The following is a 23266-nucleotide window of genomic DNA, read 5'->3' on the forward strand; positions in this document are numbered from 1 at the left end:
TATGGGAAGACGCGTTTTATAGCGTGCGGACCTTTTGGCCATTGCTAACTTTTTGCTGTCCCTCTATTATAACCTTGTCGCCTTCGTTCAATCCACTTTCAATTACAATCTTTTCGCCTGCATTGTTGCCGAGCATGAGCATGCGTTTAACGGCTTTCCCTTTCTCAACCACCCATACAAAAGGCTTGTTGTCAACATCTATCTGAATGATATTGGCAGGCAACATAATACCAGTTTTTTGCATTGAGGTGGCATGTATGTATGCGTTGCACACCATGCCAGGCAGCAATTTTCGGTTGGTGTTATTTACCAAGGCTTTCACGGTATAGGCACGAGAGATGGGGTCGGCAGACACATTCTTCTCGGTAATCTTTCCTGTGTAATTCTCATTACCCAAAGACGACACGTTGAAAGTGATTTTTTGGCCAACATTTATGCGTGAAAGGTCTTCTTCTGGAACACTAATCTTAACCTTGACTTGGTCAATTTTCACCAATTTGGCTATGGGCTGTCCAGGCATCACGTTTTGTCCCACCTCTGCTTTCTTTCCAACGATATATCCGCTGAAGGGTGCTTTCAATCGCGTATCACTCAATCCCTTGCGGGCTATCTGCTCTGCGGCTTGGGCTTGAGTGAGCATTTGCTTGGCTTGTGACACCTTTGTTTCCACTTCAACCCATTTAATCTCAGGCAATGAGCCGTTGTCGTGCAGCATTTTCATGCGTCGATAGGCATCCTCCGCTTGGCGAACAGACTCACGAGCTTGATTGGTTGTGGCTTTGGCCATGGTTAGGGCGTTAGCAGAGGTGGACGCATCGATGACACCGATAGTTTGCCCTGCAGACACCTGTTGGCCTTCATGAATGTATAATGTCTTAATGGTGCCGGCGCTTGAGAAACTTAGTGCCGTGCCGTCGACCTCCTCAATAGTGCCTGGATAGCCTGAGTTTTCGCTAATTCCCAATGTGTTAGCAGTCATGGTCTTGACATTAACAATATTGTCTGATTGCTTGTTTTTGTGAGAACAACCCATGACAAAAAATATCATGGAGCCGTATACAATTTTACATACAATTGATTTCATAACCTATTTTTTGTTCTTCTTTTTTATTTTTGAGTGTAAAATTAAGCTTAAAATGTCAGTTTGCGATGTTTAAAAAGGGAAATATACTGCCAAATAAACGAATATAATCCGAAAAAACACATTATATTTCCAAAATAATACATATTTTTTGGAACAAATTGCCTACTTTTGTGCAAAAGATATGAAATATGATATTATGAATGAACAAATAAAGTCTGAAACAAACAGATTGTTTTCTATTGGCAAAAACGTTGCCTTGGCACAGCCAGACTACTTAGACGATGACCTTATTATAATAGATAATGTCAAGCTGCTAAGCAAGCCAGGCACCATTCGCCCTAATATGAACATTATAGCTATATGTACGCGCGGACGTCTTCAGACGGTCATCAACGGTGCGCCCCTTGAGGTGTGCGCCAACCAAGTGTGTATCTGTCCGCCTGAGACGGTGCTTGACGAGATGATGGTTACGCCTGATTTTGAATATGTGGCATTGTGCATTACCAATCGCGCTTTGCAAGTTTATCTTAGGCAATATATCAATGTGTGGAATGATTTTGCTTATGTTCAGAAGATGAAAATAATCGATTTGAACCAAAAGGAGATAGACATCTACCACAAAGTATATGATCTAATAGGCATGTGTCTGCGTCAAGATGATGAGGAATACAATTCTTCTTTCCGAAAGGAAATGATGAAAGGACTTTTAAGTGCCTCGCTCATTGGCCTATGTGGACTGTTAAAAAAACAGACAGGAGAACACGTTGAATCTTCTAAGCAGAATATATCGTTGTTCAATCGCTTCTTGCAGCTGCTTCAAACGGCTGAGATAAAACATCAACCGGTGGAATATTATGCTTCGCAATTATGTATATCATCTAAGTATCTTACGATGATTTGCAAAAAAAACTCTCACAAAACGGCTAAGGAATGGATACAAGAATATACACTTGCAGACATTGCTTACTATCTTCGAAACACGTCTTTGAGCGTGAAAGAAGTGAGTAATAAGACGGGCTTCTCCAATTCGAGCTTCTTTGGAAAATATGTCAAAGACAATCTTGGGTATACGCCTTTGCAATTTAGGCAAAAAGAATAAAAAACGCTTGATAAGGTGCTCATGAGAAACAAAGAAATAATAGGCATGTCACGAAAGTGCTGGTATGCAAATATGGAAGGTAGTGAGGCATGGGGAGTGAGATGGATTACGGATAGAAAGAAAGTCTAATCATAGTTTGTCCTCATTGTAAATCTTTCTTAATGAGCTGATGATGGTAGGCACACAAAAGTGTTAGCAAGACGATATTAGTTGCTACTTATTAAATATAGTTTTTGTTATGTCTAACCATTTTCTACCATAAATCTGTATAAACGGAAATAAAATTAGGCATGTTTGCTTGTTGTTTCTTAGATATTTTACTAACTTTGCGATGCATAGGTCACACAAAAAGAATAAGTTGAATGGCTCTTGTTATTGTATGTATATTACTTTTGGGGTATCTACTTATTGTCACAGAAAACATCACTAAGGTGAACAAAGCGGCCGTTGCCATTTTTGTTTGCACGGTGGGATGGGTGCTGTACATTAGCTATGGAACAGAATTTGTGACACGCCAACATGCTTCGGAGTATGCCAATTTCTTGAATGGTAGGGCGACGGATGGCAGATTGGTGAAAATGTATATAGCCAACAATATCTTTCTGAAATATGTAGGTCGTGCTTGTGAGATAGTATTATTTTTGCTTGCCACAATGACAATAGTGGAAATTTTAGAGAACAATGGGTGTCTCGACTTCATTACGCAATTATTGAAAACCCGCGACAGTAAAAAATTGCTATGGCGTATAGGTGTCGTAACATTTGTCATATCAGCCAATCTTGATAATTTTACCACTATGGTAATGATGTTTATGGCTGTGCGTTCTGTAGTACCGAATAGGCGGCAACGTATGATATTGGGATCCGCGATAATAATAGCGGCCAATTGTGGTGGTGCCATGACAGTGATAGGAAGCCCGACTGGACTCATGTTGTGGCATGCTGGATTGGCGACTCCCACCGATTTTTCGCTGTCATTGGTTATTCCATGTGTGTTGGCATGGGCTTTACCAACATGGTGGATTGGCAAGATGCTGCCAGAACACATTGACACAGAATGGATAACGCTGCCTTATAGAGGGGACGATACGAGACTTGAAGTTTGGCAACGGTTTATGATGCTTGTCGTAGGTATAGGTGGATTATGGTTTATCCCAACATTTCATAATATCACGATGCTTAGCCCGTTTATTGGCGCACTGTGTGTGTTGTCATTGCTCTGGGTAGTTAACGAGGTGTTTAATCGTAAATTATTGAACATGGGGAGTATGAGCGACCGCAGAATACCTCATGTGCTGTTTTATGGAAATCATCAACTAATACTCTTTGTAATGGGTATGGTGTTGGCATTAGGTGTCGTGAAAGAAACAGGCATGATGACAGATTTGAGCCTTTTCTTGCAAAAAAATGGCATCTCAAGCATGCTGATTGGTTTGAGTGCGGGAATAGTAAGCACGGTGCTTGATAATTTTGCTACGGCTGCAAGCTATATCACTTTACAATCCTCGTCAGAATTAAACATGGCATATTGGAAGATAGTGGCTTATACGACGTCGGTAGGAGGCAATCTATTAACGATAGGCTCTGTTGCTGGACTTGTTTTGATGAGAATGGAGAAGGTGCGAGTGGGATGGTATTTCAGAAATATTGGGTGGAAAGCTGGGGTAGGAGCTTTGGTAGGTACAGGTGTCTTGCTATTGACTCTTGCATAAAATATCATTGTTGAAAATTGTGTAGTCAAAAAAACAAATCGCTTCTATAACAAAAATATAAATATCAAGAATTGAACATATAACAACATGGCAAAAATTAAAACAATAGGTGTGCTCACCTCAGGAGGTGACGCTCCTGGCATGAATGCGGCCATACGTGCTGTGACACGTGCTGGTATTTGCAATGGCTACCAAATAAAAGGTATATATCGTGGATACGATGGGCTGATCAATGGTGAAATAAAGCCGTTTACGACAGAAAATGTTTCGGGTATAATCATGCAGGGTGGCACAATCTTGAAAAGCGCTCGCTCTAAGGAATTTTTCACGGAAGAGGGCAAGGCCAAAGCTTATGACACTTTGCAACGTGAAGAAATCGACGCATTGGTGATCGTTGGTGGCAACGGGTCTCTCACCGGAGCCATGGAGTTTGCGCGCCAATATGATTTTTGTTGCATTGGATTACCCGGTACAATCGATAATGACCTATATGGCACTGATACTACAATTGGATACGATACCACTCTGAATACTATTGTGGAATGTGTGGATCGCATTCGTGACACCGCTCAAAGTCATGAGCGAATATTCTTTGTTGAGGTGATGGGACGTGATGCTGGGTTCCTTGCTCAAAACGCTGCCATTGCTAGTGGAGCAGAGGCAGCCATTATTCCAGAAGACTCTACCGATGTGGATCAATTGGCACAATTTATGGAGCGAGGTATTCGTAAGTCAAAAAAGAGTTGTATAGTAATTGTTTCAGAAAGTCCTAAATGTGGTGCGCTTTATTATGCTGATCGCGTGAAGAAGGAGTTTCCGGGTTATGATGTGCGAGTTTCGATATTGGGACACTTGCAACGTGGAGGCCGCCCCTCTGCCCATGACAGAATACTTGCCAGCAGAACAGGAGCTGGTGCGATAGAGGCTATTATGCAAGGGCAGCGCAATGTCATGGTCGGCATACGAAACAACGAGGTTGTTTATGTTCCGCTTTCAGAGGCTATCCGCTCGGATAAACCATTTGATAGGAAACTAATCAAAGTATTAGATGAGCTTAGTATATAGTAGGAAAATTAAAGTATGTTAAAAAACCCTTGGTTTGTAATAATTATAATGTACTTTTGTAGTCAGAAATCTGAAATATGCTTTAATCAAGTAAACGAATCTATAAATAACTAATAATAAACAATAGCTTATGTCACAAATCAGCGGACGCATCTCCCAGATTATTGGTCCTGTGGTCGATGTTTATTTTGATACCCAGGGACAAGATCCCGAGAAGGTGTTGCCAAAAATCAACGAGGCTCTCAAAGTGAAACGACCTAATGGAGGTGAGCTAATTATTGAAGTACAGCAACACATTGGCGAGGATACCGTGCGTTGTGTGGCTATGGACGTTACCGATGGTTTGCAACGCAACTTAGAGGCAATCCCAACTGGTAGCCCAATAAAAATGCCATCTGGCTCGCAGATTAAGGGTCGAATGTTGAATGTTATAGGCAAGCCTATTGACGGCATGAAAGAACTCAACATGGAAGGTAGCTATCCTATACATAGGCAGCCACCAAAGTTTGACGAGTTGTCTACACGAAAGGAAATACTAACTACTGGCATCAAGGTTGTAGACTTGTTGGAGCCTTACCTAAAAGGTGGCAAGATTGGACTCTTTGGTGGAGCTGGCGTTGGAAAGACAGTGTTGATCATGGAGCTTATTAATAATATAGCGAAAGGACATGATGGTTACTCTGTCTTTGCAGGTGTTGGCGAGCGTACCCGTGAAGGCAACGACCTAATTCGAGACATGCTCGAATCGGGCGTTATCAGATATGGTGAGAAATTTAAGAAAGCCATGGATGAGGGTAAGTGGGATCTTTCGTTAGTGGATCCTGATGAAATTAACAAGTCGCAAGCTACATTGGTATACGGACAAATGAACGAACCACCTGGGGCTCGCGCTTCCGTGGCTCTGTCTGGACTGACTGTGGCAGAGGAATTTCGCGATCATGGTGGAAAAGATGGTGGCCCTGCGGACATCATGTTCTTCATAGACAACATATTCCGCTTCACGCAAGCAGGTTCGGAAGTTTCCGCATTGTTAGGGCGAATGCCATCAGCGGTTGGATATCAACCCACACTTGCGTCTGAAATGGGAGCTCTTCAGGAGCGCATTACCTCAACCAAGAAAGGTTCTATTACGTCTGTACAAGCTGTATATGTACCTGCGGACGACTTGACAGACCCTGCGCCAGCCACTACATTTAGCCATCTTGACGCTACTACTGTGTTAGATCGTAAGATTGCCGAGCTGGGCATCTATCCCGCTGTCGACCCATTGGCAAGTACGTCGCGCATCCTTGATCCGCTGATTGTCGGCAAGGAACATTATGATTGTGCTCAACGGGTGAAAGAAACACTCCAGCATTATAATGATTTACAAGACATTATTGCTATCCTTGGTATGGATGAGCTCTCTGATGAGGACAAACTTGTCGTAAGTAGAGCACGTCGCGTACAGCGCTTTTTGTCTCAACCTTTTGCTGTGGCAGAGCAATTCACCGGTGTCCCAGGTATCATGGTAAGCGTGGAAGATACAATTAAAGGCTTTAACGCAATCCTTGACGGAGAGGTGGACGACCTTCCTGAGCAAGCCTTTATGAACGTTGGAACTATAGAAGACGCTATTGCCAAGGGTAAAAAACTGATGGAACAGGCCAATAAATAATTTTTTTGGTCAATCAAACCATATTCGATTATGCTAAAATTAAGAATTGTATCTCCAGAAAAAGTGATATTTGATGGTGATGTGAAAAGTGTAACGGTGCCTGGAATGCAAGGTAGTTTTCAGATACTTAACAATCACGCTGCCATTATTTCTGCGCTTGTTGAAGGCAAAGTGGAGTATGTCACTTCTCGGGAGACAAAGCAATTTAACGTTGAAGGTGGCTTCGTCGAGGTTAAACAAAATGAGGTAAACCTGTGCGTAGAGGTATAATAAACATGAAAAGATTCATGAATATGACATAGTTTGATGATTGATAATTTAGGCGAAAAAGTTTATTAATTTATAAAGAGGTATATACTTGTCCAAAAACAATGGTGAGGGTATCTTATAAAGCCAATGGGACAGGGAATATTTATTGATACTATTTTTGTCTATTCAAAAGTCAATTTGTTTTATCATAAATACTTTAAGCATGTACAAAAGTATGACAGAAATGAAAAAATGCTTAGATATCACGGGGTGATTTGATGTAAAAATGTATATGATATCCACAACAACCCTAATAATATGTACTTTGTTTTTTACGGCAATTGGTGCGATATGGATTGTGGGTTATAATTATGTCAAGAAACATTACCCAGCAAATTTGCCCCATTTTTATATGGTTTTGGCGGTTGTAAGGGTTGTCTTAATACTGACATTTGTAGGAGTATACATTCTGTTTATATCGAAAAGCACTGCTGAGTCTCGAGCTTTTGCCATAATGGTAATACTTATGTATATCTTGATGATGGGTGTTTCGCTGAAAATAAAACATTAATAATATATCTAAATGAAATACATTCATTTGATTGTTTGCACGTTGATGTGCCTCGCCTTTTTTCTTCCGGTTAACGCAGAAAATAAGGACGGGGGAAAACTAAATACTTCTGAGGTTGTGGTAGGGCACATCAAAGACTCATACGAATGGCATATCACTGATATCAGTGGAAAACCAGTCGTCATTCATTTGCCTGTTATCGTTAAAAGTTCAACAGGTTGGCATGTCTTTAGTACAAGCAATTTCGCTGAAGAAGCAGATGCCAAAGGCTATAAAAAAGGGCCTTACAACCTTGCCATTGTCACCCAAGGGGACAACGCTGGTAAAATAGTAGAGTTACAGAATGGTGAAGAGATCCGCCCCTTTGATATTTCTATTTCTAAGACCGTAGCGGTGATGCTCATAGATGCCATCATCCTTATATGTATCGTCTTAATACCAGCACGTTGGTATCACAAGCATAAGGCAACTGACCCGGCACCGGGAGGTTTCACCGGGTTTATAGAAATGATAGTGACCTATGTTGAGGACAATATAGTAAAACCGGGAATAGGGGATGGCTATGAAAAGTATTCACCTTACCTGTTAACGTGTTTCTTCTTTATCCTAACATGCAATTTAATGGGTATTATGCCATTTCCGCCCGGCGGAGGCAATGTGACGGGTAATATTGCTGTTACTTTTTTCTTGGCACTTTGTACGTTCGTCGTAACTCAATTTAGTGGCTCGAAACACTATTGGAAAGATATATTTTGGCCAGATGTACCAGTGGCTCTGAAAGTGTTCCCACTTATTTCTATCATAGAATTTGTTGGTATCTTTACCAAACCGTTTGCGTTGATGATTCGTCTCTTTGCAAACATGATGGCTGGGCATGCAATAGCCTTATCTTTGACATGTATTATATTTGTCGTCGCCGCTATTGGTGGAGCCACATTCTATGGTATGTCTTTTCTAAGTGTCCTCATGAGCATATTTATGATGTGTCTTGAATTATTGGTTTGCTTTATTCAAGCCATGGTCTTCACCATGTTAAGTTCTATATTTATCGGACTTGCAAGAGCGAAAGCAGAATGAAAGAATGGAAGTGACAAATAACAGGCATAAAATCAAAATAGAATCGATAAAACTACAATAATTAATAATAACATTAAAAATTTAAAATTATGGTTTCAACATTATTATTGGCTGCCGCTGCGGATGGAATTGCAAAGTTAGGTGCTGGATTAGGCGCAGGTATCGCTGCCGTAGGTGCTGGTGTTGGTATTGGTCGTATTGGTGGCCAGGCTATGGACGCCATGGCTCGCCAACCAGAGGTAATGAACAAGATTTTTACCAACATGATTGTTGCCGCAGCTTTGATAGAGGGTGTTGCATTGTTTGCGGTAGTAGTTGCATTCCTTTGCATTTAATCGCTTAACAATATAAACACTGCGTATGGATTTATTAATGCCAAGTACAGGTCTGCTATTTTGGATGACGATAGTCTTCTTTGTAGTGCTTGCCGTTCTGTGGAAATGGGGATTCCCTGCCATCACCAATATGGTGAGAGACCGTAAGAACTTCATCGATGACAGTCTTCGAAAGGCTCATGAAGCCAATGAAAAGCTGGCCAACATACAAAAAGAAGGCGAATCCATTCTGCAGGAGGCACGCGAGAAGCAGTCGCAGATACTAAAAGAGGCCACTGCTACTCGTGATGCTATTGTTGCGAAAGCTCAAGATCAAGCGAAAGAGGAAGGTGCTCGTCTACTCAACGATGCCAAAGCGGAAATTGAGTCGACCAAGCAGCAAGCCATTCGTGAGATCCGTTCACAAATAGCCGAACTATCAGTAAAAATAGCTGAGAAAGTGGTTCGTGAGAAGCTTTCGAGTGAAGACAAGCAGATGGATTTGATAGACAAACTGCTGGCAGAGGTTTCTGCCTATGAGAAAAATGATATAAAACAATAGTCTATGGATTTAGGTGTAATATCGGTAAGATACGCTCGCGCACTCCTTAAGAGTGCCACGGCATTGAAACAGGATGCTGAGGTGTACCAAGAAATGCAGATGCTATATAACAGCTACCTGCAAGTGCCGCAGTTGCGTTTTACCATAGACAATCCAATGTTGAGCAAAGAAAAAAAGCAAGATATTGTTGAAACTGCCGCTGGCGGCAATATTTGTGAACAGACTCGACGTTTCTTCCACCTTGTATTAAAAGAGGGAAGGGAAGAGATGCTTCAACTCATGGCTGCGTCTTATATCACGCTCTATCGCAGAGAAAACAATATTACTCGTGGTAAACTTATTACCGCCGTCGCTGTTTCTGATCAAATTGAGACGAAGATGAAGCAGATGGTAGAGCACAAAACAAATGGAACTGTGGAGTTTAATACCGAGGTTGATCCTGATATCATAGGTGGTTTCATCTTGGAATACGACACCTACAGAATGGATGCAAGCGTTAAATCAAAGCTCAACAACATCCTTATTCAATTGAAAAAATAAAATCGCCGCGTCAAATCATGTTTAGATCAAAGCGTGCGGCTTTTAAAATTTAAACCAAAACAATGTCAGATAAAATAAAACCAAGCGAAGTGTCAGAGGTTCTTCTGAGGCAACTTGAGGGCATCAATGCCAACGAGCAGTTTGATGAGGTTGGCACTGTACTCACCGTTAGTGACGGAGTGGTGCGCATTTATGGTCTTCGTAACTGTGAGGCTAATGAGTTGCTTGAGTTTGAAAATGGCACCATGGCTATTGTCATGAACCTTGAGGAAGACAATGTGGGCTGCGTACTCTTGGGTCCTACCAGGGGCATTAAGGAGGGGCAATCCGTCAAACGCACCCATCGCATTTCTTCTATACGTGTTAATGATAGCTTCTTGGGGCGTGTTGTTAATCCTCTTGGCGAGCCTATTGATGGCAAGGGCGATTTAGATTTGACCGGGGCTTTTGAGATGCCATTGGATCGTAAGGCTCCGGGTGTAATCTATAGACAACCTGTGAAAGAGCCTTTGCAAACTGGATTGAAGTCTGTCGACTCGATGATTCCTATCGGCCGCGGACAGCGTGAGCTCATCATTGGCGACCGTCAAACAGGTAAAACCGCTGTGGCACTTGACACAATAATCAACCAAAAGGGTAATTACGAAGCTGGTAAGCCTGTGTATTGTATATATGTAGCCATTGGTCAAAAAGCCAGTACGGTGGCCACGTTGGTGCAAACATTGAAGGAGTACGGTGCACTTCCTTATACCATCATCGTAAGTGCCACCGCCGCAGACCCTGCCGCCATGCAATATTATGCGCCATTTGCGGGTGCCGCCATTGGCGAATATTTTCGCGACAGAGGCTATCACGCATTAGTGGTGTATGACGACCTTTCAAAACAGGCTGTCGCATATCGTGAAGTTTCGCTCATACTTCGTCGCCCTTCAGGTCGCGAGGCTTATCCCGGTGATGTTTTCTATCTCCATTCTCGTTTATTGGAGCGTGCCGCTCGTATAAACGATCAGCAAGAGGTGGCCGAGCAAATGAACGACCTTCCTGAGTGTATGCGTGGACATGTACGTGGTGGAGGTTCTCTCACGGCATTGCCAATTATCGAGACGCAAGCAGGCGATGTTTCTGCATACATCCCCACAAACGTTATTTCCATTACTGATGGCCAAATATATCTTGAGACCAACCTCTTCAATCAAGGTTTCCGTCCTGCCATCAACGTTGGTATTTCGGTATCTCGTGTAGGTGGTTCGGCTCAAGTTAAGAGTATGAAGAAAGTGGCAGGAACCTTAAAAATTGACATGGCGCAATACCGAGAATTGGAATCTTTTTCCAAGTTTGCGAGCGACATGGACCCTGTTACGGCAATGACTATCGACCGCGGTCGAAAAAACAATCAGTTGCTCATTCAAGCTCAATATAGCCCAATGCCTGTAGGCGAACAGATTGCTATTCTTTATTGTGGCGTTCATGGACTTTTGTATGATGTTCCAGTGGAGCAAGTTCGTATATGCCAAGAACAGTTTTTAGAGCAGATGCGCTCACAGCATCAGGATGTAATTGATAGTTTGGCGGCAGGTAAATTAGAAGAGTCGAGCGTCAAAGTTATAGAGGAAGTGATGGCAAACATTACAGGCCAATTCAAGAAATAAGAATAAAATAGCTTATGCCTTCGTTAAAAGAACTAAAAACCCGCAAGACGTCTGTTCAGAGCACTCGTAAGATTACGAGTGCCATGAAGATGATAGCCTCGTCCAAATTACACCATGCGCAGATGGCAATTCATAACATGTTGCCTTATTCCGAGCAAATGGAACATATATTAAAGGTATTCTTAGCATCAATGCCAGGTACCCAAACCATTTTTGAGGAGGAACGTGCAGAGGTAAAACGTGTGGCGATGTTAGTCTTTTCATCGAATAGTTCGTTGTGTGGTGCATTTAATAGTAATGTCATTCGTATGACGAAGCAAGTTGTTGAGGAATATAAAGCACAGGGTATCACTGATATCACGATTTATCCTTTGGGCCGTAAGATAGCTGAAAAGGTAGCAAGGATGGGCTGTAAGTCTGCGGGTGATTTTACAGATCTCGCCGACAAACCTAATGCTCACGAATGTAGCAGGATTGCCAAAGAAATATCGAACAAGTTCGCCAACAACGAGTACGACAAAGTGGAGATGATATATCATCATTTTAAGAGTGCTGGTTCTCAAGTTCTTACACGCAAGACATTCTTGCCTATCGACCTAAGTACAGAAACTATTGGTGCGGATAATGACAGAGATCTCAGTTCGTCTATAGCCACGGCTAAGGCTCAAGAATATCTGCGTAAGAGAAACAAGGTTGCCACTAAGCGTAATCAAGAAGCGATAATCGGGCTTAATGATGATTTTATTGTGGAGCCAGATATGGAGACAGTCTTATCTCTTCTTGTACCTCAAATGTTACATTTGATGGTATATACAGCACTGCTTGATAGTGTAGCTTCGGAGCATGCGGCTCGAATGGTTGCCATGCAGACTGCCACTGACAATGCTGACCAATTGCTTGAGGAACTCAGCTTGCAGTTTAATAAGAGCCGTCAAACGGCTATCACCAACGAATTGCTTGATATTGTGGGTGGCTCTGTTAACAACTGACATTGTATCATCTATTTTATAAAAGCAGGTAGCAAACATTTCGAAACGATGTTTGCTACCTGCTTTGGTATTTATAATTGAGGATATCATCTGAACTGTGCTTATATGCTATTAGGCATACAAGTAGTGTGAAAGATGGCAAATATTAGAAGTTTACAAAACAACACAGCTTTTTGTTGCCTTTTCCTATTTCTCGGGTTGTTCCATTTCTGAATTTCTCGCCTCTTCAAATTTAGATTTCATCGTGGGATTGTTATAGGTTAGTTTTTTGATGGTCAACTCTTCGGCTTTGTTATTGGCTAATCTCAAATTATTTTCAGACCCAACCAACGCATCCTTAATTTTTTGCAAGTGGTCTATGCTTTTATCAATCTCGTCGATCGCCGTGCGAAATTTTTTACTGGCCAATTCGTAATTACGCCCAAATCGCTCCTTGAAATCCAACAGTTTGTTTTCGAAATTCGTCACGTCTACATGCTGACTTTGTGCTATTTGCAGCTGGCGTTGGTATTCCACGCTTTTCTTGGACGTTTGCACCAACAATGTGATGAGTGGTATAAAAAACTGTGGCCGTATCACATACATCTTTGGATAGCGATGCGACACGTCTACAATGCCATTGTTATACAATTCATTGTCAGGCTCCAACAAAGACACCAACACGGCATACTCACAGTTCTTCTTATTTCTATCCTCGTCCAATTTCTTGAAAAAATCCTCATTCTTATGCTTTGTCGCAGTCTCGTCCATCTCGTTTTTCATCTCAAACATGATGGAGACATACTCTGTCTCGCCATCGTAGTCACGAAAAATGAAATCTCCTTTGGTGCCACTTGTCACATCGTTGTCCTTCTCAAAATAGGCATTGGACAGCACAGATCGCAGCGTGGTGTTGTAGAGCGTGTTGCAATGTGCCTCGAGCGTCTCACCAACCATCTTGGTTGACATTCTCGTTTTCAAGTCTTTGTAATAGTTCACCATGTCTTGTTTTTGCTGAAGTTCCCGCTCGTATCGTTCTTTCAAGTTGCTCTCGCGCACTAACGCTTGGCTGTTATCTGTCTCAATGCGAGTTTTTAGTTCTGCTATTTCTTTTTCTTTCTTGTGGATTAGCTCCATGCCTTTAGCTTGTTCTTGCATAACAGCCAATTTTACCTTGTTGGCGTTTTCTTCCATCGCGACGTTTAGCGTGGCTATTTTCTCATCTTTTTTAGCCAATTCGGCAAGCATCTCAAGTTCCTTTTGTGTTTCCAAGTTTTTTAGTTTCTCGCTCAAGTTAGAAATCGTTATTTCTTTTTCATTTAGCTGTTTCTCAACAGATTTCATTCGCTCGCTAAACCCTTTTTCAGCCTTTAAGGTCCATGATTCTCGCTCTGCATTGTGCTGTTTCTCCAATTCTTGCACCCTACGCGCTACCTCGGCATCAAACTCAACATTCTTAATTTGGTTTACAATCGAGGCATAGTCAGCCTCATTCACTGTAAAAACGGCTCCACAGTGTGGACATTTAAGTTCTTTCATCATCCTATTGTATTATGAATAGTTCAATATTAAAGTTTTATTTTTTTTACTTTTATTCCAAATATCTTTGTTTCCCCGCTCTCAAATCGCCATCTTTATTTGTGCCCATGTATATGCAGGCTTGGTACGCCTTGGTTAGAGATGTACACCGCCACCAAAATCATAGCAGAGCCTATCCAAGCGAGCCATGTCATCGTCTCGTTTAATACCAAGGCGGAGAAAACAATGGTCGAGACAGGATTAAGATAGATATAATTACTCACCTTGATCGCGCCCAACTTTTTGCTAGTCCAGCTCCACAACACGTAGCAACCAAAACTTGATACAAAACTGAGAAACAACAGATTGCCCCATATTATGGTTTGGGTCAAATTCCCAAGTGGAAACGACCATGGCCTCACCATAAACATAGGCAGCACCGTCACTAATCCATAGAAAAAGACCTTGCGAGTCACAAACACTACGTTGTATCCCGCCAACCTTCGCAGCAACAAACTATATATAGCCCAACAAAAGGCTGCCGTGAGTGCCAAGATGTCTCCCCAAGGGTTCAACCTCAATACAAATTGGCCATTAAACACCACCAAGGCAACGCCCGTTACCGCCAAAACGGCTCCTAAGACAATATCTCGCGTGGCCTTGACACTTCTCAGAAACACAAGTGCCAATATTGTTGTGAGCAATGGAGCGGTACAAACAATAAACGCCACATTGGTAACATAGTCTATCCTAACGGCCTCATTCTCAGACACAAAATACAGAGAGCCACCCGTCACGCCCAATAGTGCCAAAAGTAACTCGTCTTTGACATTGTTGGCCCATAGCCTTCGCGGTGAAATAGCCCAAACGCAAAAGTAAGCGAAGAGAAAACGCAAAAAGAATATTTCGTGTGCCGCCATGCCATTCATCAGCAGCACTTTGGAGTTTACGAACGTGCATCCCCAAATCAACACCACAATGATGGTGATCAAATGGTACAGCCAGTTACAATTTCTTTTCATCGTTAGGTATAGTCTTAAATCGCAAATAGATTTTCAAGTGATTAGCACCGCCCGCTTGGCGCACTATTCGGGTGGTGCCCCATATAGCCAAGACACCGTTTGGTAAACGACAGGCCCAACGACCACCGTCATCCCATGATGGTGGCCACAATACGGCGTGCGCCGCCCTGTTCCCTAAACTCGCAGAGATATAGCCCCTGCCAGGTGCCCAAAGCCAAATGTCCATCCACGATAGGCACATTGATAGATGTCCCCACTATCGAACTTTTCGCGTGGGCACTCATATCCGTTGGCCCCTCGTCTTGGTGCCGGTAGTTGGGGTCGCCATCGGGAACTATTCGCTCCATAATGCCTTTAAGGTCATGTCGCACGTCAGGATCACAATTCTCGTTAATAGTCAGCGCACAACTTGTGTGCTGCACAAACAGGTTGAGTAGCCCCATTGGGGGCAATACTGGCAACTGTCTCATCACGTCGCGCGTGATCAAATGAAATCCACGCACAAATGGGCCAACCGAAAAAAGTACCTGTTGTATCATCATGTAATATTGTTTCTGCAAAGTGTAATAAAGCCGGTATAACCGCCTTTGTTGCCACATACTCATCCCGTCTAATACGTACATGTTAGCACCATGGCAATCGTAGCGCCTGTCTTTAGGCTCATCACATATAAAAAGGCATGCCATCTCAATGTCGCCCAAGCATAGACTTTGGATCGACGCATGAACTTATGGTTGTACGCAAAGTTAAAAATTTTATTTCGTTTCTACAAGGACGTGCCCAACTTTATGACAGCCATATTATACCTAAATGGTCAAATCTCTCAGTAATGTCATGTCACCCCTTCAAAAGCTGGTGTAAAAACATGTCTCACGGCATATTTTTTAGTAACTTTGCAGTGTTCACAAAGGATATTCAAATGATTTGGCTCAAGCAACAATGGAAACGACTTCTTAACACTTACCACCCATCGCGCGACGTGGCCTTGGTGCTCAGCGGCGGCGGAGCGAAAGGTTGGGCGCACATCGGAGCCATCGACTCGCTTGTTGGGCATGGCTATCGCATCACCTCGATAGCTGGTACATCCATGGGGGCCGTAGTAGGCGGACTATACGCTGCTGGCAAGATGGACGAGCTGAGAGCTATCGCTGAGCGTATGACACGCAAGCGCATGTTGCGCATTTTCGGTTTCTCGCCGGGCTTTGACCATATCACTAATGGTGAGCGCATCATGTTGTTGCTCGATCGAATCATCGGTGACATCAATATCGAAGACCTTCTTATACCGTTTTGTTGTTCGGCAACTGATCTTGTGAGTGGCACCGAAGTGGTGTTCAGGGAGGGTAATCTCAAACGGGCCATACGCGCTTCTATTTCCATTCCCATGTTTTTCAAGCCTGTTTGCGACGGCAACAGGTTCTTCGTTGATGGCAGCGTGCACAATACTTTACCCTTAGACCGTGTGGCACGAAAGTCACACGACCTACTTGTGGCAGTCAACGTGAGTGGCGCATGCGAACGCCCCGACACTAAATTTTTAAGCCAATGCCAAAACGTGCCATCAGAGACCGACGATCCTTCGAAATCCAAATTCCGACTTCCCAGACCTGAAACCTCGTCCAATTATATCAATGTGATGACACGCGTGATGCAGTTGATGATACAAAATGACACAGAGCGAGCCATGTGTCTTACCCCACCAGACTTGTATGTCAATGTGCCGATGGACGACTTTGGCTTGTTCGATTTTGACAAGGGGGCAGAACTTATCCGTTATGGTCAGCGAACAATGGATGAGGCATTACAAAAACATGGATAAAGGCGAGCTCTAAAAAAGATCATCGCATGTAAACATGAAATAAACATAAATAGTCTCCTGGCTTTTTTTATTTTATCCGGTTCGTAATATAAGCTCGAGTGGTCGATCTTGTCCACTACAACTCTCCCTTTCTCTTTACATTTTGACTTTGAAAGTAAATACAGGGATTATGTTAATCCGTGTAAGTCACAGTAAACTCAATTTCTCATTTTATTTACTTTTGACGTTTTTCTTCATTGGCAATTAGGAGTTATCCCTTCAATATAGACTGCCATCTCATCCCATCGAAGTTCATAAAAACTAACATCCTGCCGTGTTTTTTTATTACTCAAACACCTTTGTGCCATCTTCTTATGGATAGGCAACAAAGCCGCAGCGTTCTCAGTGCAGGGTTTTGGTATGGTTACGACACAATGATTGTAAAAAACATGGATAGCACTGTCAGAAGGGTTGAAATTGTTGCTGAGTGCCTATTGGCATATTCGAATGAGCCCCAGACGTATATCCACAGGGGTATAACATACCCTGAAAACATTTGTTTCGTTGAGAATAAACATGATTTTTTGAGGCAAGAATACAGTTTCAAAGGCAAAAACACACCAAAGCGGCTAATGTGGCATGTCTTCGCAATTGGCAATAAAAAATGGAACAGGTGTTAAAACACGTAATTTTTGCAAACAATAAAAATTCTCAGATAGGAAACGCGGTTAAAATTGCGTCTCCCATCTGAGGTTAAAGATAGAAAGAATATCAACTTCTTTGATTGGTGTTAAGCACCATGGAAGAGATATTCGGCCTGGATGTCCTTGGTCATACGGGTAAAGAGCTCCTTTACCAGGCCGTCAGCCACTTCTAAAGCATGGTTTAGCAGACTGTCGCTAAACTTTTGAAGCATATCTTGCGCTTGCATCGGGCTTTCCTTGTATATCTCAAGATAACGTGCTTCAAACTCCTTTTGTCGCTGGTCGTTCTCAGCTTCAAGGCGTGCGTAAGCTTCTTTGATTACAGGGGCGTATGCGTTATAGTTTGTCATGCCAAGCGTCATTACTTTGCGAAAACGCCAATAGGCCGACTCGTCATCACAGTAAGAATTGCCAATGCTATAGGCTTGTGGGAAACTTTTAACGCCCTGATATATTGGAAGGAACACGCCAAGATCAGCCATTCCATTGGCCACATACGTGATACAACCTATTTCTTTGGGCAACCATGAGCGTACTTGCATCAAGTGTGTTTGCGTGGTGCGGAAGATAGACACTGGGCGCCAAGGTTCTTTACCATTGCTGTGCAAGTAGGGGTCGTGTTCGGTGTTGTCATAATGGAACCTGAAAGCACGACGAAGTTCCTTTATTCCAATCGGATTATTAGCCTTGGCGAAAACTGGGAACGTGTTTTTGGTCACGTCATTTTTTATGCCGGGTGAGAACATTCCTTGCAAACCCCATACACGTGGATAGTTGTAGGTGGTGTCATCTATATCGTCTTTGGCGTATGCCTCATGAAAATCAAACTCACCTTTGGCAGGATCATACAATCCGTTTTTCTCCGCAAACTCAATGAGATCAGACGAAGCCATAAAGTTTTCCTTGTCATTGGGGTCGTATTTCCTAAAGCGGCTTTGGTTGCCAGTTACAAAATATTTGTCTTTGGGCATGCGACAGGCCAACCAGCGGTGGCCACATGCGTTCTCAAGATACCATATTTCTTTATCGTCTATGAAACCTATTCCAAAACCTTCGGCAGAACCGTACTTCTCTATGAGTGCCCCCAAGCGCTCCACACCCTCGCGAGCGGTGTGTATATAGGGCAGCACGATGTTGTAAGTGCAGTTTTCGGCAAGACCGTCTTCTACATATGGATCAAATTGTAAAGCCTTCTTGCTGCTAAAAATTGTTTCCGTAGAGCTTTCGCCTACTCCAGCTGAGTTAAATCCGGCGCTGCCCCACTCGTGATGATACTGATAATCAGGCAATGCGGTATAGCCCAAAGCTCTCTTCGGTAATGGACAGCGAAAGCGGCTATCATCAGCCACAAACTCTTCGGGACCATTCTCTGTATCCGTAAAAACCAACCAGTTTTTGCAACGTAGCGCATCAAAATCTTCTGATCGAGCGTATATACGAGAACCGTCATCGGTCATCTTCTCGCCCACAATAATTGTTGTACATTCTGATGGAAGTTTCTCCATCTTGCTTGATTTTGTTCTCATAATATAATATTTAAGTTTTACTATAAGCGAAATTAAAGTTTTTATATCTTATTTGCAAGTAATTTGTGTTATAAAAATAAAATTGAATATAGCAATTACAAGCATATATAATTTTTATTATTATAGTGTTTCTTTAGGAAAAATTGGTTAATATGTGTGTTTATCAATGGCTTAAGTTTGTAATAAAAATATATTGAAAGTTTTTTTTTATTTATTTGATCGATTAATTTTGCATCAGATTTTTTGTTCTATGAAGAGTATACGCAACTCTAAATTTTGCATCTTTTGACCCATAAGAGTACAACAAGTCTTTGTTGTCAACATTTATGATAATAGCAAAATACATGTTTGAATTAATTTAATAAAAATGATGAAAAAATACGACAAAATGTGTCTCAGGATTTGAGTATTTGTAAAAAGAAGACACCTCGCTTGCAAATATTGTAAATATGCGAGTTTTCGGCAAACGGTTTACAGTTAAATATTTACATAGATAAAAATAAAAAGTTACATAAAAAGTTATCTTTTTGCCTTTCCATTAAGGTCTATTCATCTTGTGAATAGGTATTTTTGACCTCACGATTAATTATGAAACACACTCCGATTAAGGCTCAAACGCGTCATGAAAGGGCACTTATCGCAACACCAATTAGATAAGACAGCGATAAAAAGACGAAATTTTTAAGAAAACATTGTTAAAGAACTTCTAAAACGTTGGATGCTAAAAGCCCTTTTTTTGTGATGTTTATTTTACAGAGTGAGCCTGCGGTAATCTGGACAAACCCACTTGGTCATAAAAATTAGGCGTTATGGGTACTCTGCGTAAAGGGTTGGATGCTTCTGTTTATGACTTGAACAGGCAAGGATACTTGCATGTTTAGATTAAACAATTGAGTGAATAAATGAAAAAAAACACAACGTGATCGCCATTGCGTCACGCTGTGTTGTGATAAACTTATAATCTGTGTAAGCAAAGGTATATAACCTTTTACTTGCCTAACCCTTTTAGCCATTTCAAAGGTTTTTTCAATATAGCCTTGAGGCCTGTTTCCTTGGCAGAAACATCAGAAGCTGCCGTCGACAAATTTTTTGAACCACGATTTGCCCTTCTTGATTTGTCATTGCGACGCTGATTTTTCTTTTTCTCGTCAGGAACGCCATTGTTGTTACGATTGTTGCGACGCTGTCTATTGTTGCGCTTGCGGTCTGGGGCTTCATCGTTCGTGTCTACAGATGATCTTGGGGCGGTATTGTCTCTTGTGCGTTTTTGTTGTCCGCGAGCGTTCTTGTTGTCGGCACGCCGTTTCCCAGATCTTTTTGTCTCGTCATTACGATTGGCATTGTCATTAGGATGTGATTTGCCATCGTCTCGATTGTTAACACGGGGTTGCTGGTTGGCGTCTTGCAAGTTGTCTTTAGATATAATGTCAGTCTCGCTTCGTGCACGGTCACCACGCGCCGTCCTGTCCGAACGATTACGGGTGCGCTGTTTGGTTCGCTTATGAGATGTAACGTCTCGGTCATCTTTACGTCGTTTCTTGGCGGAAGAACGTTTGGGATTTTTGGAAACGACATACTCCGGCCCTTCGTCCATGCCCTCGGGCAATGGATTTTTCTCAATATCCTTATTGAGGAATTTCTCTATTTGGTGGAAAGCGTACATGTCGTCCTCATTGACCAAGGTAATGGCCACGCCGTCACGATCAGCGCGCGCCGTTCGACCTATGCGGTGCACATAGTCTTCGCTGTCGCGCGGCACGTCGTAGTTGATAACCATGGCAATATCGTCAATGTCAATGCCACGTGCTACAATATCTGTGGCCACAAGCACGTCTATCTGGCCGCTCTTGAACTTGTACATCATTTCGTCGCGTTGTGATTGGTCAAGATCGGAGTGCATCTCACCGCTGTTAATGTGAAGTTGTGAGAGCGCTTGGTTAATCTGTTTTACCTTTTGTTTGCTACCCGAGAAGATGATGACACGCTTCAAATCGCCTGCCTTGAAGATGCTTTTAATGATTTGAATTTTCTGCGTGGTATAGCAGATGTATGCGCTCTGTTTGATTTTTTCGGCAGGTTTGCTCACGGCTAATTTTACCAACACCGGATCTTTGAGCAGCTTTTGTGCCATTTTTTCTATTTCGTCAGGCATGGTAGCTGAGAACATTATGGTGTGGCAACTCTTTGGAAGTTGGGAGGCTATCTTCATTATATCTTCCGAAAAACCCATGTCAAGCATGCGATCAGCCTCATCGAGAACAAAGAAGCTCACCTTGCTGAGGTCAATGTTGCCCATTGTCATGTGAGAGATAAGACGTCCGGGAGTAGCGATGATAACATCGGCTCCCAACCTCATACTTTTCAATTCTTGGTCGTACCGGTTTCCGTCGTTGCCACCGTAGACGGCTACGCTTGACACTTCCGGGAGATGATAGGCGAAACCCTGCATAGCTTGGTCTATTTGCTGTGCAAGTTCGCGCGTGGGTGACATAATGATGCAGTTTACCACATCTTTAGGATATTTTCCATCGTCAAGCAGTGAAAGGATAGGAAGCAGGTAAGCGGCTGTCTTGCCGGTTCCTGTCTGTGCCACTCCCATGAGGTCGCGGCCTTTTAATATCTCTGGAATACACTTTTCCTGAACTGGTGTGCATTCCACAAAATTCATGTCATAAAGTGCGTCAAGAATGTTGTCGTTTAAATTAATTTCTTCAAATTTCATAATTTCTTAAATACTGTTTTGTTTTTGCGACCAGTGCTGCTTTAACTTTTGGTAGCATGTACTATATTTTCACAAATCAGGCAGCATACTTCTTGTCAATAAGGATATTACTTGGTCATATGAATGGATAACCATTAACTTGGTGCGTGCCTATAGCAAAAAAAGGCGATAATGGCAAAAATGATATTGGGAACCCATGCCGCCAACATGGGCGGGAAATCGGCATTGATGGCAAATGTGGCGGACACCGTTTGCATCATAATATACGCGAAGCTCAGAGCTAAGCCTATGCCAAGGTACATGCCCATGCCGCCTTTGCGCTTACGCGATGACAATGACGCTCCAATAATGGTGAGTATGAAAGACGCGAACGACGCCGCGATACGTTTGTGATACTCCACCTGATATTGTACCACATTGCCCGAACCTCGATCTATCTGTTTGGAGATGTAGTCTTTGAGCTCGGGGGATGTGAATGTTTCTTGCTGCCCCTTGGAATAAACGAGGTCGGTTGGCTCCATCATAATAATAGAATCTTTCTCGGTTCCATTGGTGATATACTCTCTCAAACCCTTGAGTCGGCGAATTTTCCAATTGCTAAGTTTCCAATGGTACTTTGAATCGGATATTGTATCGTATTGCACTTCGGTTGCCGTGAGATGCGAAACGAGTTTCTTGTTCTCAAAGCGGTCAAGGCAAAAGCCATAGCCTTTCTTTTGATTGTTATCGTAATATTGGATATATGCGATGACACCACGCCCCACTTGCAACTGTACATTCTCAGCAGAAGTATTCTTTTTCTTGTTTTTGTACATCGACTCAAAGTTCTGTTTAATAACAGTTCCATGAGGAATGACGTATGCGGAGAGGTAATAAGACAGCGCGGAAAGCAATACGCACGTGATCATGTAGGGACGAAGGAGCCGCCTGAACGACATTCCTGTAGCCATCATGGCTATGATTTCCGAATTGCCCGCCAGCTTGGAGGTAAAGAATATAACCGCGATAAATACAAACAAGGCACTGAAAAGATTGGCAAAATAAGGTACGAAATTGGCGTAATAATCAAATACGATAGCCTGCAATGGCGCATGGTACTCTGAGAATTTAGCCAAGTTTTCGTTCACATCAAAGACTATGGAAATAGAAATGATCAGAATGATGGAGAAAAAATAAGTGCCAATAAACTTTTTTATGATATATCTGTCTATGCGCTTGACATATCTAAAAACATTCAGATATTTCAGAAAACCAAATTTTTGGGCCAGCCATTTGAATGCTCTTTGCAAACCTTTGGTATGTTTGTCCGCCCAGCTCGCAAAGGCAATAAGCCACGAGAAGCGCTTGCCCATCCAACGTCTAATTTTGTATTTTCTAATGTTTCTTCGTATTTTGCTATAGCTTTCCATTGCAATTCATCTTAATTAGC

At 42.4% G+C, this 23266-nt stretch carries 19 protein-coding genes; 12 read left to right on the forward strand and 7 right to left on the reverse strand.

The features are described 5' to 3' along the window. Positions 1-16: 16 nt before the first annotated feature. Entirely contained in the window at positions 17-1084 is a 1068-nt protein-coding gene (locus tag C7379_RS01130) for an efflux RND transporter periplasmic adaptor subunit (RefSeq protein WP_116615614.1), read from the reverse strand. A gap of 196 nt (positions 1085-1280) precedes the next feature. Here C7379_RS01130 and C7379_RS01135 point away from each other — a divergent pair, with 196 nt between their 5' ends. From C7379_RS01135 to C7379_RS01190, 11 genes are all read left to right on the forward strand, one after another. Continuing rightward, positions 1281-2183 (forward strand): helix-turn-helix domain-containing protein, encoded by a 903-nt coding sequence (locus C7379_RS01135; protein ID WP_165814998.1) that lies wholly within the window; start codon positions 1281-1283, stop codon positions 2181-2183. A 362-nt stretch (positions 2184-2545) separates the two neighbouring features. Then, positions 2546-3895 (forward strand): sodium:proton antiporter NhaD, encoded by a 1350-nt coding sequence (gene nhaD / locus C7379_RS01140; RefSeq protein ID WP_116615616.1) that lies wholly within the window; start codon positions 2546-2548, stop codon positions 3893-3895. Positions 3896-3982: 87 nt separating this feature from the next. Continuing rightward, a complete protein-coding gene (gene pfkA, locus C7379_RS01145) occupies positions 3983-4960 on the forward strand; it encodes a 6-phosphofructokinase (protein WP_116615617.1) in 978 nt (325 codons plus the stop codon). Between the two features lie 130 nt (positions 4961-5090). Then, positions 5091-6617, forward strand: a complete 1527-nt coding sequence (gene atpD, locus C7379_RS01150; protein WP_116615618.1) for a F0F1 ATP synthase subunit beta — start codon at positions 5091-5093, stop codon at positions 6615-6617. A gap of 30 nt (positions 6618-6647) precedes the next feature. Beyond that, the gene (gene atpC, locus C7379_RS01155; protein ID WP_116615619.1) at positions 6648-6887 is read left to right on the forward strand and encodes an ATP synthase F1 subunit epsilon; all 240 of its coding nucleotides are present in this window, start codon (positions 6648-6650) and stop codon (positions 6885-6887) included. Between the two features lie 562 nt (positions 6888-7449). Then, the gene (gene atpB, locus C7379_RS01165) at positions 7450-8514 is read left to right on the forward strand and encodes a F0F1 ATP synthase subunit A (protein ID WP_116615620.1); all 1065 of its coding nucleotides are present in this window, start codon (positions 7450-7452) and stop codon (positions 8512-8514) included. A gap of 89 nt (positions 8515-8603) precedes the next feature. Beyond that, positions 8604-8849: an ATP synthase F0 subunit C gene (gene atpE, locus C7379_RS01170; RefSeq protein WP_116615621.1), complete on the forward strand. Its 246-nt coding sequence runs from the start codon at positions 8604-8606 to the stop codon at positions 8847-8849. A gap of 25 nt (positions 8850-8874) precedes the next feature. Continuing rightward, positions 8875-9390 carry a F0F1 ATP synthase subunit B gene (atpF, locus tag C7379_RS01175; protein ID WP_116615622.1) on the forward strand — a complete coding sequence of 172 codons (516 nt, stop codon included), beginning with the start codon at positions 8875-8877 and terminating at the stop codon, positions 9388-9390. Between the two features lie 3 nt (positions 9391-9393). Beyond that, positions 9394-9930 (forward strand): F0F1 ATP synthase subunit delta, encoded by a 537-nt coding sequence (locus tag C7379_RS01180; RefSeq protein WP_116615623.1) that lies wholly within the window; start codon positions 9394-9396, stop codon positions 9928-9930. Between the two features lie 62 nt (positions 9931-9992). Further along, on the forward strand, positions 9993-11579 hold the full coding sequence (atpA, locus tag C7379_RS01185) for a F0F1 ATP synthase subunit alpha (RefSeq protein ID WP_116615624.1): 1587 nt from the start codon (positions 9993-9995) through the stop codon (positions 11577-11579). A 14-nt stretch (positions 11580-11593) separates the two neighbouring features. Then, positions 11594-12568 carry a F0F1 ATP synthase subunit gamma gene (locus C7379_RS01190; protein ID WP_116615625.1) on the forward strand — a complete coding sequence of 325 codons (975 nt, stop codon included), beginning with the start codon at positions 11594-11596 and terminating at the stop codon, positions 12566-12568. Between the two features lie 186 nt (positions 12569-12754). On the opposite strand, the gene C7379_RS01195 is transcribed toward C7379_RS01190, so the two are convergent. From C7379_RS01195 to C7379_RS01205, 3 genes are all read right to left on the reverse strand, one after another. Then, positions 12755-14086, reverse strand: a complete 1332-nt coding sequence (locus C7379_RS01195; RefSeq protein ID WP_116615744.1) for a DUF2130 domain-containing protein — start codon at positions 14084-14086, stop codon at positions 12755-12757. Between the two features lie 95 nt (positions 14087-14181). Next, complete coding sequence (locus tag C7379_RS01200) at positions 14182-15087, reverse strand: DMT family transporter (RefSeq protein ID WP_116615626.1); 906 nt, start codon at positions 15085-15087, stop codon at positions 14182-14184. 128 nt (positions 15088-15215) lie between these two features. Further along, a complete protein-coding gene (locus tag C7379_RS01205; protein WP_116615627.1) occupies positions 15216-15626 on the reverse strand; it encodes a secondary thiamine-phosphate synthase enzyme YjbQ in 411 nt (136 codons plus the stop codon). A 380-nt stretch (positions 15627-16006) separates the two neighbouring features. On the opposite strand from C7379_RS01205, the gene C7379_RS01210 reads away from it, so the two are divergent. Next, positions 16007-16906, forward strand: coding sequence for a patatin-like phospholipase family protein (locus C7379_RS01210; RefSeq protein WP_116615628.1), 900 nt, complete (start codon positions 16007-16009; stop codon positions 16904-16906). Between the two features lie 769 nt (positions 16907-17675). Here the strand turns inward: C7379_RS01210 and C7379_RS01220 are convergent. The 3 genes from C7379_RS01220 to C7379_RS01230 all read right to left on the reverse strand — a co-directional run bounded on the left by C7379_RS01220 (position 17676) and on the right by C7379_RS01230 (position 23246). Further along, positions 17676-19115 carry a C69 family dipeptidase gene (locus C7379_RS01220; protein ID WP_116615629.1) on the reverse strand — a complete coding sequence of 480 codons (1440 nt, stop codon included), beginning with the start codon at positions 19113-19115 and terminating at the stop codon, positions 17676-17678. Positions 19116-20103: 988 nt separating this feature from the next. Then, complete coding sequence (locus C7379_RS01225) at positions 20104-21837, reverse strand: DEAD/DEAH box helicase (RefSeq protein WP_116615630.1); 1734 nt, start codon at positions 21835-21837, stop codon at positions 20104-20106. A 134-nt stretch (positions 21838-21971) separates the two neighbouring features. After that, complete coding sequence (locus tag C7379_RS01230; RefSeq protein ID WP_116615631.1) at positions 21972-23246, reverse strand: LptF/LptG family permease; 1275 nt, start codon at positions 23244-23246, stop codon at positions 21972-21974. Positions 23247-23266: the final 20 nt, after the last annotated feature.

The sequence above is a fragment of the Hallella colorans genome (assembly GCF_003096815.1).
GTDB lineage: Bacteria > Bacteroidota > Bacteroidia > Bacteroidales > Bacteroidaceae > Prevotella > Prevotella colorans.

Excerpts from the sequence above, each read along its gene's own strand:
- C7379_RS01130 (WP_116615614.1), bottom strand. The coding sequence starts at position 1,084 with ATGAAATCAATTGTATGTAAAATTGTATACGGCTCCATGATATTTTTT.
- C7379_RS01135 (WP_165814998.1), top strand. The coding sequence starts at position 1,281 with ATGAATGAACAAATAAAGTCTGAAACAAACAGATTGTTTTCTATTGGC.
- nhaD (WP_116615616.1), top strand. The coding sequence starts at position 2,546 with ATGGCTCTTGTTATTGTATGTATATTACTTTTGGGGTATCTACTTATT.
- pfkA (WP_116615617.1), top strand. The coding sequence starts at position 3,983 with ATGGCAAAAATTAAAACAATAGGTGTGCTCACCTCAGGAGGTGACGCT.
- atpD (WP_116615618.1), top strand. The coding sequence starts at position 5,091 with ATGTCACAAATCAGCGGACGCATCTCCCAGATTATTGGTCCTGTGGTC.
- atpC (WP_116615619.1), top strand. The coding sequence starts at position 6,648 with ATGCTAAAATTAAGAATTGTATCTCCAGAAAAAGTGATATTTGATGGT.
- atpB (WP_116615620.1), top strand. The coding sequence starts at position 7,450 with ATGAAATACATTCATTTGATTGTTTGCACGTTGATGTGCCTCGCCTTT.
- atpE (WP_116615621.1), top strand. The coding sequence starts at position 8,604 with ATGGTTTCAACATTATTATTGGCTGCCGCTGCGGATGGAATTGCAAAG.
- atpF (WP_116615622.1), top strand. The coding sequence starts at position 8,875 with ATGGATTTATTAATGCCAAGTACAGGTCTGCTATTTTGGATGACGATA.
- C7379_RS01180 (WP_116615623.1), top strand. The coding sequence starts at position 9,394 with ATGGATTTAGGTGTAATATCGGTAAGATACGCTCGCGCACTCCTTAAG.
- atpA (WP_116615624.1), top strand. The coding sequence starts at position 9,993 with ATGTCAGATAAAATAAAACCAAGCGAAGTGTCAGAGGTTCTTCTGAGG.
- C7379_RS01190 (WP_116615625.1), top strand. The coding sequence starts at position 11,594 with ATGCCTTCGTTAAAAGAACTAAAAACCCGCAAGACGTCTGTTCAGAGC.
- C7379_RS01195 (WP_116615744.1), bottom strand. The coding sequence starts at position 14,086 with ATGAAAGAACTTAAATGTCCACACTGTGGAGCCGTTTTTACAGTGAAT.
- C7379_RS01200 (WP_116615626.1), bottom strand. The coding sequence starts at position 15,087 with ATGAAAAGAAATTGTAACTGGCTGTACCATTTGATCACCATCATTGTG.
- C7379_RS01205 (WP_116615627.1), bottom strand. The coding sequence starts at position 15,626 with ATGATACAACAGGTACTTTTTTCGGTTGGCCCATTTGTGCGTGGATTT.
- C7379_RS01210 (WP_116615628.1), top strand. The coding sequence starts at position 16,007 with ATGATTTGGCTCAAGCAACAATGGAAACGACTTCTTAACACTTACCAC.
- C7379_RS01220 (WP_116615629.1), bottom strand. The coding sequence starts at position 19,115 with ATGAGAACAAAATCAAGCAAGATGGAGAAACTTCCATCAGAATGTACA.
- C7379_RS01225 (WP_116615630.1), bottom strand. The coding sequence starts at position 21,837 with ATGAAATTTGAAGAAATTAATTTAAACGACAACATTCTTGACGCACTT.
- C7379_RS01230 (WP_116615631.1), bottom strand. The coding sequence starts at position 23,246 with ATGGAAAGCTATAGCAAAATACGAAGAAACATTAGAAAATACAAAATT.